Annotated in this window: 1 protein-coding gene; it reads left to right on the top strand. The window is 52.1% G+C overall.

Annotation, left to right across the window (positions count from 1 at the left end; translation table 11 throughout):
• The coding region (locus HK26_RS13550) for a hypothetical protein (RefSeq protein WP_180539551.1) at nt 1–330 on the top strand (330 nt) is incomplete at both ends.

The raw sequence follows: 330 nt of genomic DNA, 5'->3' as shown, positions 1-330 counted from the left end.
GAAATACGCACAGGGGAACCTATCCTGTCCGGCAGACATAATGATGCGGTCATCAAGGCTCTGGATGCAGAGAGCAAAACAGTAGAAGCCCAATTGCTCAGGGATGCAGGACTGGAAGGAATACGCACCAGAGGGAAACTGAAGCCCCAGGAACGTGCTCAACAGGAACGCACCCATATTGATAAGGCTGGATTGGCTGTAATCGTTCTCAAGGGCTGGAAGAGCTTTGTCCCGACTGTTCTCATGGAGCAGTTAAAGGCTCATGGCTGTTCTCTGGCTATGGGGAATAAGGGGCCGGTTGTCATAGACCAGACGGGCAATGTTCATGCG

The organism is Acetobacter okinawensis (genome assembly GCF_002153655.1).
GTDB classification, from domain to species: Bacteria; Pseudomonadota; Alphaproteobacteria; order Acetobacterales; family Acetobacteraceae; genus Acetobacter; species Acetobacter okinawensis_A.
This window is presented reverse-complemented; position numbering and strand designations above follow the sequence as displayed.